The organism is Spirillospora sp. NPDC048819, from assembly GCF_040650055.1.
Classification (GTDB): domain Bacteria; phylum Actinomycetota; class Actinomycetes; order Streptosporangiales; family Streptosporangiaceae; genus Spirillospora.
The window spans coordinates 217572-233919 of record NZ_JBEZGN010000002.1; the positions used below are offsets into that span (position 1 = coordinate 217572).

At 72.9% G+C, this 16348-nt stretch carries 13 protein-coding genes and 1 pseudogene; 7 read left to right on the forward strand and 7 right to left on the reverse strand.

Annotated elements, in window-relative coordinates; all coding sequences use genetic code 11:
- Positions 1-49: 49 nt before the first annotated feature.
- From AB0C35_RS04095 to AB0C35_RS04105, 3 genes and pseudogenes are all read right to left on the reverse strand, one after another.
- Complete coding sequence (locus tag AB0C35_RS04095; protein ID WP_358450274.1) at positions 50-1147, reverse strand: DUF5685 family protein; 1098 nt, start codon at positions 1145-1147, stop codon at positions 50-52.
- Between the two features lie 65 nt (positions 1148-1212).
- Entirely contained in the window at positions 1213-2511 is a 1299-nt protein-coding gene (locus tag AB0C35_RS04100; protein ID WP_358450276.1) for a helix-turn-helix domain-containing protein, read from the reverse strand.
- 14 nt (positions 2512-2525) lie between these two features.
- Positions 2526-2870: pseudogene (locus tag AB0C35_RS04105) on the reverse strand (helix-turn-helix domain-containing protein); the annotation flags it as partial.
- A gap of 244 nt (positions 2871-3114) precedes the next feature.
- Between AB0C35_RS04105 and AB0C35_RS04110 the strand changes: the two are divergent.
- From AB0C35_RS04110 to AB0C35_RS04130, 5 genes are all read left to right on the forward strand, one after another.
- Positions 3115-4560, forward strand: a complete 1446-nt coding sequence (locus tag AB0C35_RS04110) for an NCS2 family permease (protein ID WP_358450279.1) — start codon at positions 3115-3117, stop codon at positions 4558-4560.
- 138 nt (positions 4561-4698) lie between these two features.
- Positions 4699-5862, forward strand: a complete 1164-nt coding sequence (locus AB0C35_RS04115) for a glycerate kinase (RefSeq protein WP_358450282.1) — start codon at positions 4699-4701, stop codon at positions 5860-5862.
- A gap of 115 nt (positions 5863-5977) precedes the next feature.
- Positions 5978-6787 (forward strand): SAM-dependent methyltransferase, encoded by an 810-nt coding sequence (locus tag AB0C35_RS04120; RefSeq protein WP_358450284.1) that lies wholly within the window; start codon positions 5978-5980, stop codon positions 6785-6787.
- A 181-nt stretch (positions 6788-6968) separates the two neighbouring features.
- Positions 6969-8084 carry an alanine dehydrogenase gene (gene ald, locus AB0C35_RS04125; protein WP_358450286.1) on the forward strand — a complete coding sequence of 372 codons (1116 nt, stop codon included), beginning with the start codon at positions 6969-6971 and terminating at the stop codon, positions 8082-8084.
- A gap of 86 nt (positions 8085-8170) precedes the next feature.
- On the forward strand, positions 8171-8470 hold the full coding sequence (locus AB0C35_RS04130) for a metal-sensitive transcriptional regulator (protein WP_089312530.1): 300 nt from the start codon (positions 8171-8173) through the stop codon (positions 8468-8470).
- A gap of 4 nt (positions 8471-8474) precedes the next feature.
- On the opposite strand, the gene AB0C35_RS04135 is transcribed toward AB0C35_RS04130, so the two are convergent.
- Positions 8475-9032 carry a MarR family winged helix-turn-helix transcriptional regulator gene (locus AB0C35_RS04135; protein WP_358450289.1) on the reverse strand — a complete coding sequence of 186 codons (558 nt, stop codon included), beginning with the start codon at positions 9030-9032 and terminating at the stop codon, positions 8475-8477.
- A 116-nt stretch (positions 9033-9148) separates the two neighbouring features.
- On the opposite strand from AB0C35_RS04135, the gene AB0C35_RS04140 reads away from it, so the two are divergent.
- Positions 9149-10681, forward strand: a complete 1533-nt coding sequence (locus AB0C35_RS04140) for a DHA2 family efflux MFS transporter permease subunit (RefSeq protein ID WP_358450291.1) — start codon at positions 9149-9151, stop codon at positions 10679-10681.
- Positions 10682-10700: 19 nt separating this feature from the next.
- On the opposite strand, the gene AB0C35_RS04145 is transcribed toward AB0C35_RS04140, so the two are convergent.
- From AB0C35_RS04145 to ggt, 3 genes are all read right to left on the reverse strand, one after another.
- Positions 10701-11585 (reverse strand): oxygenase MpaB family protein, encoded by an 885-nt coding sequence (locus tag AB0C35_RS04145; protein WP_358450293.1) that lies wholly within the window; start codon positions 11583-11585, stop codon positions 10701-10703.
- Positions 11586-11703: 118 nt separating this feature from the next.
- Positions 11704-12066, reverse strand: a complete 363-nt coding sequence (cutA, locus tag AB0C35_RS04150) for a divalent-cation tolerance protein CutA (protein ID WP_358450295.1) — start codon at positions 12064-12066, stop codon at positions 11704-11706.
- A 30-nt stretch (positions 12067-12096) separates the two neighbouring features.
- Entirely contained in the window at positions 12097-13980 is a 1884-nt protein-coding gene (ggt, locus tag AB0C35_RS04155; protein WP_358450325.1) for a gamma-glutamyltransferase, read from the reverse strand.
- 350 nt (positions 13981-14330) lie between these two features.
- Between ggt and AB0C35_RS04160 the strand changes: the two genes are divergently transcribed.
- Positions 14331-16340, forward strand: a complete 2010-nt coding sequence (locus AB0C35_RS04160; protein ID WP_358450327.1) for an amino acid permease — start codon at positions 14331-14333, stop codon at positions 16338-16340.
- Positions 16341-16348 lie beyond the last annotated feature (8 nt).

Here is a 16348-nt window from a genome sequence, read left to right on the forward strand (position 1 = left end):
CGCCGATGATGGCACATCCCGGGTTCCACCGAGCATCACGGACGAGCCTTCAGCTGCAGTCGCAACAACAGCAGTCGCAGTCGCCGCAGCAGCAGCAGTCGCAGTCACTGCAGCAGCTTCCGTCGCCGCAGTCGCCGTGCCGGGAGCACCAGCACCGGTCCCCGCACGACTGGCCGTGGTGCTCGCTCCACTCGGGCTGGAAGACCCCGCAGGTGACGCAGACGATCGTCCCGGTGAAGCACGGGACCGGCCACCCGGGACGCGGGCGCCGCGGCCCGTGCCCCGGCCCGCTCGCGGGGTCGGCGAAGACCCGGTCGACCGAGCGGCGCACCTCGCGGTCCAGCAGCGCCCGGACGAGCCGCGGCCTCTCCATCTCCAGGTCGGCGAGGGCGAGCCGCAGCCCGTGCAGCGCGTCGCCGGCGTACCGGCGGGCCTCGTCAGGGGTGGTGCCGGTGGCGATGAGCGGGTTGTACGCGCCCGCCGCGGTGTCGTCGGCGAGGTCCTCGACGGCGTCGATGAGGTGTGCGAGGCGGCCGAAGTAGCGTCCCGCCTCCGCCAGGGTCTCCGCGTTGCCCTCCTTGCCGGCGATGACGGCCGTGTGGGCGAACACGGCGGCGACGGCGGTCTCGGTGGGCCGGGTCAGGTCGAGCAGGCCGAGCCCCGGGGCCGCTTCCAGCGCGGGCTGCCGGGCGACGGCCTCGCGCAGCACGGACGGGTCGAAGCCCACCGCGGCTCCGGTGCGCTCGCCGGCGGCGTCCCAGCGCCCGGCCATCCGTCCCGCCGCGGCGGCGACGAGGCGCCGGGAGTACGGCCCGTCGCCGTCCGCCACATGGTCGCGGGCCTTGCCCGCCGCGAGCAGCAGCGACGCGGCGGCGGCGAGCTGCGCGCCCTGCGCCTTCGCCGTCACGACCTCGGCGGTCTTCAGGCCGCGCAGCGCGCACGGGCCGGCCTTGCGGCGCGGGGACAGCGCCGGAGACTGCGCCTCCGCCAGCACCGACACCAGAAGCCCGTCATAGTTGGTGACCAGCCGCGCGGCCTGGCCGTGCTCGGCCCGCAACGTCAGGCACAGGCCGCACAGGTGCGCCAGCCAGTCCTTGAACAGGTTCCCGCACAGGACATGCCGGCACGGCCTCACGACACCGAACATCCAGGCTCCCCATCTCAGGCGACCGCAGCACTATTCATGACGCGGGAGCGCCCGGGATGGTTCGCCTATACCCCGACGCAGGTCAGGGCGCGGCGGTAGGCGGCCATCCGGGGCTCCTCGGCGGCGCCCGTCTCGGCCAGCACCTCGGCGAGGTCGAACCACGCCTGCGCGGCCTCCCGGGAGGACTCCATCTCCTCCAGGCAGGTGGCGGCCCGGGTCAGCACCTCGACGGCGCGGTCGCGGCGGCCGAGCCGCACCGACGCCTCGCCGAGCACGGTCAGCGCACCGGCGGCGGCGCGGCGCGGCGCGTCCCCCAGCAGGTCGAGGGCCTCCTCCGCGAGCCGCACCGCCTCGGCGGGACGGCCGAGCACGGTCTCGGCGCGGGCCAGCTCCGTCAGGCACCAGGCGACGTCGATCTCCCCGGACGAGCTGGCGTTGATCTCGCCGCGGACCCGGGTGAGCAGCTCGCGGGCCCTGGCGGCCTGGTCGGGCCGGGCGCGCAGCAGCAGCCCCGCGTAGCTGACGCGGAGCCGGTTGAGGTTGCGGGGGTCCTCGCCGTCGCCGGCAAGCATCAGCGCCCGCTCGGCCAGAGCGACGCCGTCCTCGTACTCGCCGCGGATCTCGGCGACGTAGGCCGCCTCCCAGTAGGCGACCATCCGGGCGCGGGAACTGCCGATCCGCTCCGCCCGCTCGACGAGCTGGGCGGCGAGCTGGCGGGCGCGGACGAGGTCGCCGCGCTCGATGAACGCGGCGAGCAGCGCCGCGCCGAGATGCACGGCGGCGTCGGTGGAGTCGGCGCCGGTCGCGATCAGATGCCGCAGCGCGCTCTCGGCGGCCTGCACGCCGGCGCTGATGTCACCGCGCTCGCGCAGGCAGCGGCTCAGCGCCACGTGCACCTTCGCCCAGTGGTCGAGGTCGGTCTCGGCGGACGCCTGGTCGGTCAGCTCCGACAGCCCGGCGATCGCCTCCTCCAGCTCGCCCGCGGCCTCCAGCGCGAGGGCGTGCCCCCACCGCGCCTGGTGCAGCATCTCCGGCAGCGCCACCGCGTCGGCGCTGGCGAGGACCTCGGCGAACCGGGCCCGCGCCTCCGCCGCCGCGCCGTTGCTCAACGCGATCTCGGCGTAGTCGAGCGTGACGCGCAGCTCGTCCACGACGTCCTCGCTGACACCGCTCACGAGATAGGTCGCCGAGCAGTTCAGCTTCGCCGCGAGCAGCTCGACCACGCTCGGGGCGGGCACGCGCTTGTCGCTCTCGATCAGCGAGATGTAGCTGTCGGACAGCTCGGGGAAGGCGAGCTGCGCCTGGCTCACGCCCTGCCGGATCCGCAGGGCGCGGATGCGCTGCCCCAGTGTCTCCCGATCCATCGTGTGACCACCGCCTACAAGTGTTCCCGCGAGAAGGGGGCTTCCCGCTGAAGGGTGCTCGCCGGCTGCGTCGCGCGCAGGGCGAGGAAGAAGTCAACTCTGTCCTCAAGTGTGCCGAGGTCCCGGCCGGTCAGGTCCTCGATTCGCCGGATTCGGTACCGAAGTGTGTTCACATGGACGTGCAGCCGTGTAGCGCTGCGGCTCCAGGACCCGGAGCAGGCGAGGAAGACCTCCAGCGTGTGCAGGAGCTCGGCCTGCCGGCTGCTGTCGTACTCCTCCAGCGGCCCGAGCATCCGGGCGCGGAACGACGAGCGCGTCCCCTCCGGGACCGATGCCAGCAGCCGCGCATAGGAGTCGAGGCCGTCCATCTCGGCCGAGTCTCGCATTCGCACCCGGGCAGGCTATAGCGGACCCGTCGCCGCCGTCACGCTGCGGAAGCCGGGAATCACATGTCGATACCGGCCGTCCGGCGGTGCCCTCCCGCGCCCGCGGCCGTGCCCGTACCGCGCCCGCGGCGGTGCCGGTGCGGGACGTCCGGGACCGGGACGGTTACCCTGTGCACGCCGTTTCCAAGACCATGCTGCTGAATGCGGAGCACCCGTCATGTCCGAGACCAACGCCGCCACGACCGACGATTCGCCGCCGGCGGGCGGGCGCGGGCCGCTGGAGCGGCTGTTCGACCTCACCGGGCGCGGGACGACCGTGTCCCGCGAACTGCGCGGCGGCGTCACCACGTTCTTCGCAATGGCCTACATCATCCTGCTGAACCCGATCATCCTCGGCGGGGCGAAGGACGTCACCGGCGCGACGCTGTCGATCCCGCAGCTGACCACGATGACGGCGCTGTCCGCGGCGATCGCCACGGTGATCATGGGCCTGGTCGGGAACGCGCCGCTCGCGCTCGCCGCCGGGCTCGGCATCAACGCGGTCGTGGCGTTCCAGGCGGCCCCGGTGATGACCTGGCCGCAGGCGATGGGCCTGGTGGTGATCGAGGGCGCGGTCATCGTGGTGCTGGCGCTCACCGGGATCCGCGAGCGGATCATGAACTCGATCCCGCTGGCGCTCAAGCACGCGATCGCGGTCGGCATCGGCCTGTTCATCGCACTGGTCGGGCTGTACGACGCCGGCTTCGTCACCTCCAGCGCGACGAGCCCGCCCCTCTCGCTCGGCACGGGCGGCCAGTTGGAGACCTGGCCGGCGCTGGTGTTCGGGCTCACCCTGCTGCTGATGATCATCCTGTACGTGCGGCGGGTGCCCGGCGCGATCCTGATCAGCATCATCGTCGGCACGATCGGCGCCGTGATCATCCAGGAGAGCGAGGCGGTCAAGGAGGGCGGCTGGGGCGTGGTCACCCCGAGCATGCCCGACAGCCTGTTCGCGATGCCCGACTTCGGGCTGTTCGGGGAGTTCGACCTGTTCGGCGGCTTCGCCGAGGCCGGGATCATCACCGCGCTGGTCGTGCTGTTCACGCTCGTGCTGTCGGGGTTCTTCGACGCGATGGGCACGATCCTCGGGGTCAGCGACGAGGCGGGCCTGCTGAACGAGAAGGGCGAGGTGCCCAAGCTCGGCCGGATCCTGTCGGTGGACGGCGTGTCCGCCGCGTTCGGCGGCGTGACCAGCTCGTCCGCGAACACGGTGTTCGTGGAGTCGGCGGCCGGGGTCGGCGAGGGCGCCCGGACGGGACTGGCCAACATCGCGACCGGCGCGCTGTTCGCCGTGACGCTGTTCCTCACCCCGCTCGCCGCGACGGTGCCCGCGCAGGCCGCCGCGCCGGCGCTGGTCGTCGTCGGAGCGCTGATGATGACGCAGGTCGCCAAGGTGAACTGGGACGACCTCGAGATCACCATCCCGGCGTTCCTGACCATCGTGCTGATGCCGTTCACCTTCTCGATCACGATCGGGATCGGCGGCGGGATGGTGAGCTACGCGCTGATCAAGCTGGCCCGGGGCAAGTTGCGCGAGGTGTCGATCTGGCTGTGGCCCGTGGTGGCGCTGTTCCTGGTGTTCTTCCTGATCCACCCGATCGAGCAGTGGCTGGGCGTGCGCTGACCGCCACCGCGCGCCACCGGCGCGCCCGGGTCTTGCCGCATTTGAAAGTTTCGGACACGCGTGCGGGTGTTAAAAAGTGCCGCCATGGCGTAAGCAGAAGGTAGGGCCTTACCCCCCGGCGTGAAAGGCGTGGCTGTGGTGTCCGCGGACTCTCTCCCCCACCCGTCTCCGCCAGGTCACGTCCTGCTGGCGCCTGACAGGTTCCCGGGAGCGCTGACCGCGGCGCAGGCGGCACGGCACCTCGCGGCCGGGCTGCGCCGCGCCCGCCCCGGCGTGCCGCTGGTGGAGCTGCCGGTGGCCGACGGCGGGGAGGGCACCGTCGACGCGGCGGTGGCGGCCGGATGGCGGCGGGTCGAGGTCGAGGTGTGCGGGCCGACGGGCCGTCCCGTCACCGCGCGGCTGGCGGTGGACGGCCGCAGCGCGGTGGTGGAGCTCGCCGAGGCGTCCGGCGTGCGCCGGCTGCCCGGCGGCAAGCCGCGCCCGCTGGTCGCCTCCAGCCTCGGGACGGGGCAGCTGATCGCGCACGCGGTGCGGCTCGGCGCCCGCCGGATCGTGCTCGGCCTCGGCGGCGGCGCCTGCACCGACGGCGGCGCGGGCCTGGTGCAGGGGCTCGGCGGGCGGCTGCTGGACGCGCTCGGCAAGGACCTGCCGCCCGGCGGGGCGGCGCTGCGCTCCCTGCACGCCCTCGACCTGCGCGGACTGCCGGACATGTCCGGCATCGAGGTGGTGGTGGCGGGCGACTCCGCGGGGCCGCTGCTCGGCCGCACCGGCGCCGCCGCCGTGGACGGGCCGCGGCGCGGCGCCGGCCGCGACGAGGTGCGGCTGCTGGACGCCGGCCTGCGCCGCTGGGCCGACCTGGCGGAGGCGGCGTCCCGGACGGCGGCCCGCGACCTGCCGGGCGCCGGGACGTCGGGCGGCGTCGGGTTCGCCGCGCTCGCCTTCCTCGGCGCGACGATCGAGCCCGGCGCAGCGCTGATGCTCGACCTGCTGGGCTTCGCCGAGAAGGCGCGGGGCGCGCACCTGGTCGTCACCGGCGAGGGCTCGCTCGACACCCGCTCGCTGCGCGGCACCGCGCCGATCGGCGTCGCCCGCGCCGCCGCCCGCGCGGGCGCGCCCGTCGTCGCGGTCGCCGGGCGGCGCGGCCTCACCGGCGAGCAGCTCCGGAAGGCGCGCATCCAGGCGGCGTACGCGCTGGCCGACATCGAGCCCGACGCCGAGCGCCGCGTCCGCCGGGCCGGTCCGCTGCTGGAGCAGCTGACGGTCGCGATCGCCGACGAGTGGCTTCCCCCGGCACGCCCCTAGATCGGATCGCTCCAACGAACATTCGCCACTTCGATGACGGAGAACCGGTCAGGCGTTTACCATCTACGGGGCGGCGGAACCTGAGAACTCAACAGCGGCGTGAGGCGGACACGGCATGGCCGAAGAGCAGTACGACTGGGCTTCACTGGGCATCGACACCACCAAGCCGAGCATCGCCCGGACGTACGACGTGGTACTCAGGGGCAAGGACAACTTCGAGGTCGACCGCGCCTTCGTGGCCGAGATCGTCAAGATCATCCCGGAGATCTACGACGTCGCCACCTACAACCGCGAGATACTCGGCCGCGGCGTCCGGTACCTGGCCGGGGAGGCGGGCCTGCGCCAGTTCCTCGACCTCGGGTCCGGGCTGCCAACAGTGCAGAACACCCACCAGGTCGCACAGGCCACCGCGCCCGGCACGCGGGTGGTGTACGTCGACAACGACCCGATCGTCCTCGCGCACGGGCGGGCGCTGCTCGCCGAGAACGCGAGCACGACGGTCGTCACCGCCGACCTCCGGCAGCCGGAGGAGATCCTCGCGCACAAGGACGTGCGCCGGCTGATCGACTTCGATGAGCCCGTCGGGGTGATGCTGGTCGGCATCCTGCACCACCTGCACGACGACGAGGGCCCCCAGCGGATCGTGCAGACGCTGATGGACGCCGTGCCGTCCGGCAGCCACCTCTTCGTCACGGCCTTCTGCGCGTCCAGCCAGGAGGCGGTGGACGCCGAGGCGCAGTACCAGGGGCTGCTCGGCACAGGGCGGTTCCGCACGCCCGAGGAGATCACCCGCTACTTCGACGGCCTGGAACTCCTCGACCCCGGGCTCGTCCCGCTGCCGCTGTGGCGGCCCGACGAGGACGTCCCGGACGAGCTGACCGTCGGCCAGCGCCTCATGTACGGGGGCATCGCCCGCAAGCCGTAGCGCGCACGGGACTCCGGCGCCTCTCGCATGGTGCCGCCTTACACGGGTCGTCTTCTTACATGGGTCGCCTTACACAGTGTCGCCGAAAAGGCCGATGCCTTGACATGCTGACCGTGGCCTGAGGGAGCTCCGCGCCGCACGCTGGAGGCGTACGCCCGTCGGCGTTGACGGAGGAGCTCCCGTGAAGATCGGCGTCCCGCGCGAGGTCAAGAACCACGAGTACCGGGTGGCCATCGCCCCGGCGGGAGTGCACGAGTTCACCCGGCACGGGCACGAGGTGTTCGTCGAGCGGGGCGCCGGGCTCGGATCGGCGATCCCCGACGACGACTACGCCGCCGCCGGCGCGAAGATCCTCGACGGCCCGGACGAGGTCTGGGCCGAAGGAGAGCTGATCCTCAAGGTCAAGGAGCCGGTCGCGTCCGAGTACCACCGGATGCGCGCCGGCCAGGTCCTGTTCGCCTACCTGCACCTGGCCGCGTCCCGCGAGTGCACCGAGGCGCTGCTGGCCGCCGGCGTCACCGCGGTCGCGTACGAGACCGTCCAGCTGCCCGACCGGTCCCTGCCGCTGCTGGCCCCCATGTCCGAGGTCGCCGGGCGGCTCGCCCCGCAGGTCGGCGCCTACAACCTGATGGCCTCCAACGGCGGCCGCGGCGTCCTGCCGGGCGGTGTCCCCGGCGTCGCCCCGGCCCGGGTCGTCGTCATCGGCGGCGGCGTCTCCGGCCTGAACGCGGCGCAGATCGCCGTCGGCATGGGCGCGGACGTGACGGTCCTGGACGTGGACATCGAGCGCCTGCGCCACATCGACGCCATCTACCAGGGCCGCCTCCGCACCCTGGTGTCCAGCGCCTACACCGTCGAGCAGCAGGCCCGCGCCGCCGATCTGGTCATCGGCGCGGTGCTGATCCCCGGCGCCAGGGCGCCCAAGCTCATCTCCGGGGAACTCGTCGCGGGCATGAAGTCCGGTTCCGTCCTCGTCGACATCGCGATCGACCAGGGCGGCTGCTTCGAGGACTCCCGCCCCACCACGCACGCCGACCCGACCTACCGGGTGCACGACTCGACGTTCTACTGCGTGGCGAACATGCCGGGGGCCGTCCCCAACACGTCCACCCACGCCCTCACCGGCGTCACGCTGCCCTACGCCGTGCAGATCGCCGACAAGGGCTGGCGCCGCGCCCTGGAGAGCGACGGCGCCCTCGCCCGCGGTCTCAACACCCACGCGGGCGTCCTCGTCTACGACCACGTCGCCGCCGCCCACGGCCTTCCGCACACCCCGCTCGCCTCGATCTTGGACTGACCGCGCGAGCGCATAGGGTACCCATGAGGGGAAGTCCCCCCCAGGGGTACCCGGGCGTGCGCCCTCGGAAGATTGTGAGGACGGAGATGGCGACCAGCGAGACCCCCACCCGCGGCTATACCGCCACCAAGGACCAGCTGCAGACCCGGCTGGCCCGGATCGAGGGGCAGGTGCGCGGCATCGACCGGATGGTCGAGGAGGACCGCTACTGCATCGACATCCTCACGCAGATCAGCGCCGTCCAGGCGGCGCTGGACAAGGTGGCGCTCGGCCTGCTCGACGGGCATGTGCGGCACTGCGTGGCCGAGGGCGCCGAGGAGGGCAAGGGGGAGGCGATGTCCACCGAGCTGATGGCGGCCGTGGGCCGTCTGATGCGCCGAGGCTGACGGGTCACGCGCCGGTCCGCGCGCCCCCCGGGCCGTGCCCGTCGAACGGGTCGTCCGGGCCGTGCGGGCCGGTGGCCTCGATGCAGTCGACCAGGGTCCGCCAGCCGTGCAGGAAGTGCGCCCGCTCGACGGGGCCGAGCGTCTCCAGGGTCATCCGGAGGGGGCGCAGCCGGCGCCAGGCGAACCGCTCGATCGTCTCGCGGTGTGCCTCGTCCAGGCTGACGATCATGCGCCGGCGGTCCCGCTCGTCCGGGCGCCGCTCGACGAACCCGCCGCGCTGCAGTTCCCCGACGAGCTGGCTGACCGTGGCGGGGTTGAGCGCCATCTGCCGGGCGAGGACGCCGACGGGCGCGGGGCCGTGCAGGACGAGCGCCATCAGCGCGGTCATGTGCCGGGGGCCCAGCCCGGCGGCCTTCACCCGGCCGACGAGTTCCCCGCCTTCCCCGCCCTCCCCGTGTGCGCCCGGTCCCTTGATGCCGCGGAACAACCGCCCCATGAGCTGGAGCAGCATCTCCAGGTCGGCGTCGATCGACGCGTCGGCGGGGCGCGAATTCTCGGACATACCTTGAAGTTCAACATATTTCGTGGTGCACTGCAAATACCTTGAACTTCAAGACGTTTCAGATTTCCACGAGCGGGGACACGGGGCAACCGGGACCTCGGGGCAAGGGGGCGACCATGACCGAAGGACCGTCCACCAAGGTGGCGCCGCCCGGCGGCGCCTCCCGCGACGGCCGCCTCGACCGGCAGATCATCCTGCTCGGCCTGGTGATCGTGTCGGGCAACGTGATGGCCATCCTGGACACCACGATCATCAACGTCGCGCTGGAGACGCTCGGGCGCGACTTCTCCACCGGCCTGTCGACGATCCAGTGGGTCATCACCGGCTACATGCTCGCCATGGCCACCGTCATCCCCCTCACCGGCTGGGCCATCGACCGGTTCGGCGGACGGCGCGTGTGGATGACGTCGATCGTGCTGTTCGTCATCGGCTCCGGCCTGTCCGGCGCCGCCTGGAACATCGAGTCCCTGATCGTCTTCCGGGTGCTGCAGGGCCTCGGCGGCGGCATGCTGATGCCGACCGGCATGGCCATCCTGACGATGGCGGCCGGAGCGCACCGGCTTGGCCGGATCATGAGCATCATCGGCGTCCCGATGCTGCTCGGGCCGGTTCTCGGCCCGGTGCTCGGCGGCTGGCTGATCGAGGACGTCGACTGGCGCTGGATCTTCTTCGTCAACCTGCCGGTCGGCGTGCTCGCCCTCGCGCTGGCCTGGTGGAAGGTGCCGCGCGGCCGCGGCGAGCACACCGCCTCGGCGCTCGACTGGCGCGGCCTGGTCCTGCTGCCGCCCGGGTTCGTGCTGCTGATCTACGGCCTGTCGACGGCGTCCAGCAGCGGCGGGTTCGGGGAACCGGCCACGATCGCCTGGCTGGCCGGCGGCGTGGTCATGGTGGGGCTGTTCGCGCTGCACAGCCTGCGGCTGCGGGAACGCTCCCTGATCGACGTGCGGCTGTTCACCGACCGGACGTTCGCGACGGCGGCCGCGGCGGTGTTCTTCATCGGCATCGCGCTGATGGGCTCCATGCTCCTGATCCCGCTCTACTACCAGATCGGGCGCGGCGAGGGCGCCTTCGCGGCGGGCCTGCTGCTGGCGCCGCAGGGCCTCGGAGCCGCGATGGCGATGCCGCTCGCCGGCGTGATCACCGACAAGTTCGGCGCCGGGCGGATCGTCCCCGTCGGCATCACGCTGCTGGTGCTCGGCACCGTCCCGTTCGCCGTCGTGGACGCGGACACGTCCTACTGGGTGCTCGGCGTCGCGCTCTGGGTGCGGGGCCTCGGGCTCGGCTGCACGATGATGCCGACGATGTCGGCCGCGCTGACGACGCTGAGCCGCGCGGCGGTGTCGCGGGCCAGCAGCACCCTGAACATCATCGTCCAGCTCGGCGGGTCGGTCGGGACGGCGCTGCTGGCCGTCGTCCTGGCCCGCGAGATCGGCGACCGGATCCCGCAGGCGGCCGGGGGCGGCATGGGCGGCATGGGCCAGATCCCGGAACGGGCCCGCGAGCAGGTCGCGCCGCAATTGGCGGAGGCGTTCGGGTACACGTTCTGGGTCGCGCTCGCCCTGACCGCCGTGCTGATCGTCCCGGCGCTGCTGCTCCCCCGGCACGCCGCGCAGGCCGGCGACGCGCCGGACGCGCCGCCGATGGGGTGACCCGCGCGGTCCCGGAGGGTCAGGACGCGATCGACCAGGTGGCCAGGTCCGCCTCGTGCTGGCGCGTGAGGCGCCTGGCCCGCTGGGCGTCCGGGGAGTAGCGGAACCGCTCGGGGACGACCTGCGAGGTGCGGTACAGGCCCTTGAGCGTCAGCGTGGCGGCCAGGTCGGACGTGGGCAGCCCCGGCAGCCCGTACATGCGGCGGGCCCAGCGCGGCAACGTCGAGACGACCAGCGTCCCGAGGCCGGGGGCGGCGAGCTTCAGCGGCAGCATCTTGCGCGGGACGGCGGGGTTGAACATGCGCCGCAGTCCGTCGCGGGCCTCCCGGCACGCCCAGATCCGCCGCCGCATCTCCTCGTAGTACTCCTTCATCTCCGCGACCGTGCCGGGCACGTCCGCGGGGTCGAGGCCGACGACGGCGGCCGCGCGGCGCTGCTCGTCCACGAAGGCGTCGGCGTCGGCCGCGGTCAGCGGCACGCCGGCGCGGCGCGCCACGTCCAGGTAGGAGTCGACCTCGCCCATGTGGACCCAGAGCAGGTTCTCCGGGTCGTCGATCGCGAACGTCTCACCGGTGCGCATGTCGAGGCCGGTCAGCTTGGAGTGCAGCTTGCGGACCCTGCGGCCCACCCGCTCGACCTCGGCCTCCGTCCCGTAGGTGCGGACGCGGACGAACTCGACCGTCCGGCCGAGCCGCGCCCAGGCCGCGGCCGGGTCCATGAGCTCGGAGTTCTGCGCGGTGCCCCACATCGACCGCGGATGCAGGCCCTGCAGCAGCAGCGCCCGGATCCCGCCGATGATCAGCACGGGCTCGCCCATGACCCGCCAGGTCACCGAGCCGGGCCCGAACAGCCCGTGGTCCGTGCGCTCCCGTGTGCGGAGGGATGAGCCCACCTCGTCGTGCACGTCGTACCGCCTTCCGTCGCCGCGGCCGGTACACCACCCCGGCCGGGTAACCGGAAACTTACCCCGACTTGACGCACATCACACGATCAGCCCTGCTCATCGTCGGTTTCGCGGGCGGTCAGTCCTGGTCGTCGTCGGCGATGGCCTCGTCGCGTTCGTCCGGCTCGGTCTGCTCGGTGACCCAGGCGAGGTAGTCCATGCTGCCGGCGACCACCGGCGTCGCGATGATCTCCGGGGTGTCGTAGGAGTGGCCCTCGGTGATCAGGGAGGCCAGCTCGTCGAAGCGGTCGGCGGAGGTCTTGAACAGCACCATCCACTCCTCCGCCGACTCGATCTCGTCCTCCCACCAGTAGGTGCTGGCGATCGGGCCGATCAGCTGGGCGCACGCCGCGAGCCGCTCGGCGACCGCGGCCTTGGCCAGCTCGGCCGCCTCGGCGCGGGAGTCGGTCGTGGTCGTCACCTGGACGTATGCGTGGGCCATGGCACGACTCCTTCCCTCTCCGGGCACCGGCTACCGCCGGACCGGACGGACGACGAGGGCGCTGCCGCCGCCCCGCCGCGTCGGTTCCGCCACCGCCTGGACCAGGCCGGGCCGCAGGATCTCCAGGCCCGTGGCCGCGCCGATCACGCCCGCCGGCGGGCCCGGGAAGACCTCCAGGCGGTGTCCGCGCGCGGCCAGGGCGGCGCCGTAGGCGTCGATGAAGGCCTGCTCGGCGAACACCTGCGGGGTGTTGCGCTGCGTCGCGCGCGGGGCGTTGAGCGCGGCGGGCAGGTCCATCCCGAGATCGATGCGGTTGATCAGGATCTGCAGGACGGTCGTGATGATGGTCGATCCGCCGGGCGTGCCGAGGGCCAGCTTCGGGCGCCCGTCCTTGAGCACGAGCGTCGGGGACATGCTGCTGCGCGGGCGCTTGTGGGGGCCGGGCACGTTCGGGTCGGGCGCCTCCCCGGGCCCGGGCGGCCGGAAGGAGAAGTCGGTCAGCTGGTTGTTGAGCAGGAACCCGCGTCCGGGGACGGTGATGCCGCTGCCGCCGAACTGCTCGATGGACAGCGTGTAGGACGCGACGTTGCCCCACTTGTCCGCGACGACGAGGTGGGTGGTCTGCGGGCCCTCGGGCGCCAGGGCCCGGGTCCGGGTGCGCGGCGGGACGCACGGCCGGTAGTCGCCGTCGGGCGAACCGGCTGCGACGGGCGCGGCGGCGGCCCGGTCCGGGTCGATCAGGCAGGCGCGCTCGCCGGCGAAGCCGGACGACAGCAGTTCGGCCACGGGCACGTCCACCTTGTCGGCGTCGCCCAGGTAGCGGCCCCGGTCGGCGTAGGCGAGCTTGGTCGCCTCCAGGTAGTGGTGCAGGGCCGCGGCCGGGTCGCGCTCGTCGAGCCGGAAGTTGCCCAGGATGTTGAGGGTCTCCCCGATCGTCGTGCCTCCGGACGACGACGGCGGCATGCCGTACACGTCCATCCCCCGGTAGGAGACGTGCGTGGGCTCGCGGAGCAGGGCGCGGTAGGCGGCCAGGTCGCGGGGCCTCATCAGGCCGGGGCGGACATCGCGGGTCGCGTCCGGGTCCACCGGCGGGTCGGCGACCGTCCGCGCGATCTCCTTGCCGAGCCGCCCCTCGTAGAACCAGTCGGTGCCGCGTCTGGCCAGCTCACGGTAGGTGTCGGCGAGGTCGGGGTTGCGGAACAGCGACCCTACGGCGGGGACCCGCCCGTCCGGCAGGAACAGCTCGCGGGTCGGGACGATGTCGCGGAAGCGCGCCGCGTTCATCGCGGTCTGGTCGTGGAACTCGCGGTCGACGACGAAGCCGCGGTCGGCGACCCTGATCGCCGGGCGCAGCAGGCGGCCGAGGTCGCGCGTGCCGAAGCGGCGCAGGGCGAGATCCCACTGGGCGAGCGTGCCGGGCACGCCGACGCCGAGCCCGCTGGTGACGGCCTGGTCGAACGGGAGCGGCTCGCCGGTGGCGGGGTCGATGAAGGAGTCCTCCCGCATCAGCTTCGGCGCGATCTCGCGGCCGTCCAGGGCGTGGACGCGGCGCTTCTCCGCGTCGTAGTAGGTGATGTAGCCTCCGCCGCCGATCGCCGCCACGTACGGCTCGGTGACGCCGAGGGTGGCCCCGGCGGCGACGGCCGCGTCCATCGCGTTGCCGCCGCGCCTGAGCACCTCCAGCGCCGTCCGGCTGGCGTCCGGGTCGACCGTCGACACCGCCCCGCCGTACCCGGTCGCGACGGGCTGTTTGGCCGGGGGTCCCGGATGGCCCGGTGCGGCCGGAGGCGCGGCGGGCGCGGCGGCGGCAGCGGGGACGGTCAGGGACGCGGCGGTGGCGATCGCGGCCACGAGGGCCGTGCGGCGCCGGGCCCGGGGCGCGGGCGGCTTCGAGGACGACGGGGAGCGGAGCACCGGACCTCCAGCGGTTGAACGCGGCGTCCCCACGGTGCCATTGATCTTCGTCCGGCGCCAGCATCAAAGATCGTAAAGCGCTTTCTCTATTAGCGGTCCCGCGAATTTCGGCCGGAACGATCCATGCGAAACTGATTCGGTGTTCGCCCAGCGTGAGGAAGGGGCTGCACCACGTCGCCACCGGGCGGCTACCAGGCGGTTTGTCATTTTCCGCCAACGGATCGCCGGCACCCATCCCCGGAGAAACGTTGCGATTATGGTCGTACCTGGTGAATTCTTAGGGACTTCGGCAAACCACCATCACCTCGCGATCAGCGGCGCGGGTTCATCAGGCCTGGGGGGACGAACCTATGACCTGGGACGTGCGCGTGCGCAACAACATGTTCCGGCGGCTGCCGGTGGAGCGGGCGACCGGAAGGCTCTACGGCGGCCGGCACCGGCTCCGCGTGGTCTACCGGACCCGCGATCTCGTCGTGCTCGGCCTCGGCGTCATGATCGGCTCCGGCATCTTCAAGATCGCCGGTGAGCAGGCGGCCGCGACCGCCGGACCCGGCGTGCTCGTGTCGTTCCTCATCGCGGGGGGCGTGTGCCTGCTGGTCGCGCTCGCCTTCGCCGAGCTGTCCTCGATCATCCCGGTGGCGGGCAGCGCCTACTCCTTCAGCTATGTCGCGTTCGGCGAGGTGTGGGCGTGGATCGTCGGCTGGGCGCTGGTGATGGAGCTGCTGCTGGCGGCGTCGGTGCTGGCCCGGGTCTGGTCGCTGTACGCGACGCAGGCGCTGAACGACTTCGGGGTGCCGGTCCCCGCGTGGCTCGGCGATCTGATCGGCCAGCAGAAGGGCCCCGACCTCTTCGCCCTCCTCATCCTGCTGCTCGTCGTCCTGATGCTCGCCACCGGCAGCCGGATGAGCCTGAAGACGCTGTGGTTCATGGTGATGGCCAAGGTCATCGTGATCGGGCTCGTCATCGCCACCGGGCTGAAGTTCTTCAGCGGCGGCAACCTCACCCCGTTCCTGCCGCCCGCGCGGCCGGCGCCCGAGGCCGACCAGACGGTGCTGGACGCCATGCTCGGCGCGCTCGGCGGCGGGACCCCGGAGGTGTTCGGGGTGTGGGGGCTCTTCGCGGCGGCCCCGGCCATCGCGTTCGCCTACATCGGATTCGACCTCATCGCGACCTCCTCCGAGGAGACCGAGGACGCACCCCGCAAGGTGCCGCGCGGCATCATCACGGCCCTGCTCACCGCCGTGGTGCTGTACGCGGCCGTGGCGGTCGCGCTGGTCGGCATGGTCGGGATGGACGGCTTCGCCAAGCTCGATCCGGACAAGCTGCTGATCGCCGCGGCGTTCGACTCGGTCGGCGCGGGAGCGATGGGCAAGCTCGTCGACGTGGGCGTGGTGCTCGCCCTGACGACCGTCATCCTCGTCGTGCTGATCAGCCTGACCCGGGTGATCTTCTCGATGTCGCGCGACGGGCTGCTGCCGCGGCCGCTGGCCTCCATGAGCCGCTACAAGGTGCCGTCCCGCGCCACGCTGCTGGCGGGCGGCGCGGCGGTGGTGACGTCGCAGACGATCGACGTGCTCACGCTGGAGCAGCTCGTGGTGATGGGGACGCTGTTCGCGTTCCTGTTCGTCCCGGCCGCCGTGCTGGCGCTGCGCCGCTCCCAGCCCGACCTGCACCGCCCGTTCCGCGTGCCGGTGGCGCCGCTCACCGCCGCGGTGGCGATGTTCGCGGTCGGCTGGCTGATGGTGAACCTGAAGGTCCAGACGTGGGGCTACTTCGCGATCTGGATGGTCGCCGGGCTGCTGCTGTACCTGGTCTACGGGCGCCGCAAGAGCCAGATGAAGCTTCTGCTGGACGAGCCTCCGCCCGAGCGTCCGGTCGCCGCCCGGCTGGCCGCGCCGCCGCCCGGCGGCGGTCCGTTCGTCCCGCCTCCCCCCGGCGGCCAGGTCGCGCCCTACCCGCCCGGCGGGGTGCCGGCCGCCGAGTACCCGGGTCCGCAGGGGACGGGATCGTGGCCGGGCGACATGCGTTCCGGGCCGGTGAACCCGGAGAGCCCCTACCCGACGGGCCGGTACTCGACGGGGCGGCAGCCGACCGGCCAGTTCGCCCGGGAGCCGAGCCGTCCCGAGCCGTCCGGCCCGCCGGCCGACCCGTACGCCGTCGACCCGGGCGTCCCCGATCCGTACGCGCCCGGCCCGTACGGTTCCGATCGCTACGGCCCGGGCCCGTACGGCTCCGACGACCGCTACGGATCCGACCCGTACGCCTCGGATCCCTACGAGTCCGGCCCGCCCGAGGGCCGGTGGCCCAATGACGGGGAGCACCAGGAACCGCCGCCCGGAGGCGGACGGCACCGCCGCTGACGGGCCGT

What these genes read in the sequence shown, in the direction of transcription:
- AB0C35_RS04095 (WP_358450274.1), bottom strand. Translation starts at nt 1,147, where the DNA reads ATGTTCGGTGTCGTGAGGCCGTGCCGGCATGTCCTGTGCGGGAACCTG.
- AB0C35_RS04100 (WP_358450276.1), bottom strand. Translation starts at nt 2,511, where the DNA reads ATGGATCGGGAGACACTGGGGCAGCGCATCCGCGCCCTGCGGATCCGG.
- AB0C35_RS04110 (WP_358450279.1), top strand. Translation starts at nt 3,115, where the DNA reads ATGTCCGAGACCAACGCCGCCACGACCGACGATTCGCCGCCGGCGGGC.
- AB0C35_RS04120 (WP_358450284.1), top strand. Translation starts at nt 5,978, where the DNA reads ATGGCCGAAGAGCAGTACGACTGGGCTTCACTGGGCATCGACACCACC.
- AB0C35_RS04130 (WP_089312530.1), top strand. Translation starts at nt 8,171, where the DNA reads ATGGCGACCAGCGAGACCCCCACCCGCGGCTATACCGCCACCAAGGAC.
- AB0C35_RS04135 (WP_358450289.1), bottom strand. Translation starts at nt 9,032, where the DNA reads ATGTCCGAGAATTCGCGCCCCGCCGACGCGTCGATCGACGCCGACCTG.
- AB0C35_RS04140 (WP_358450291.1), top strand. Translation starts at nt 9,149, where the DNA reads ATGACCGAAGGACCGTCCACCAAGGTGGCGCCGCCCGGCGGCGCCTCC.
- cutA (WP_358450295.1), bottom strand. Translation starts at nt 12,066, where the DNA reads ATGGCCCACGCATACGTCCAGGTGACGACCACGACCGACTCCCGCGCC.
- AB0C35_RS04160 (WP_358450327.1), top strand. Translation starts at nt 14,331, where the DNA reads ATGACCTGGGACGTGCGCGTGCGCAACAACATGTTCCGGCGGCTGCCG.